Genomic DNA, 618 nt, shown 5'->3' with positions numbered 1-618 from the left:
GTCAGCCGCTCGCTATGGCGAACTCTGACGGGGGCCGGAACACCGGAAAAGACCGCACTGGGGTGCCGCCTTTTCCTCTCACACGCTGGGGCGTGCTCGTTGTTCCTCCGGGGCTGCGCCTTTTCCGCATGGGGCGGAAAGAGGCTGGCCTCCGCGGTGAAAGCTGAACGCAATCACCACGGACGTGACCGCCGCCGCCATGCCTTGGGGCATGTCCGCGGCTTGTGCAGCGGGGGCTGCGCATCACGCCGGTAAACCCGTCGTCTGAAGGAGAGAGATTGCATGTTTAATACGGATTCGCTTGCCTGGCAGTGGCATATCCCGGAGCTGGCCCGGCAGATTTACCCGTGGGTCAGCTGGCTGTACCGGGAGTATTACAGTCTGGCCGGTTTTTTTCTGGTTATCGGCCTGTTTTTCGGTCTGGCTGAACTCTGGGCCGGCCGAATGCGTTTTGTGGGGCTGAGCCATAAGGCGCGGCGGGAGTATGCCGATCGCTATAAGCGCGATAATAACCGGACTGTGCCATTTTCGGTGCTGGCCTCGCTGGATTCACCCGGGCGGATGGTCAGGGCACGGCGACATGTCTGGAACTACGCGTACTGGCTGACCGGCGCTGCC

1 pseudogene is annotated in these 618 nt (G+C 62.1%); it reads left to right on the top strand.

Annotated elements, in window-relative coordinates:
* Positions 1-282: 282 nt before the first annotated feature.
* Positions 283-618, top strand: a pseudogene (locus ACFFXY_RS25350) (Mobilization protein A); the annotation flags it as partial.

The organism is Glycomyces mayteni, from assembly GCF_042428885.1.
Classification (GTDB): Bacteria; Actinomycetota; Actinomycetes; order Mycobacteriales; family Micromonosporaceae; genus Glycomyces; species Glycomyces mayteni.
This window is presented reverse-complemented; position numbering and strand designations above follow the sequence as displayed.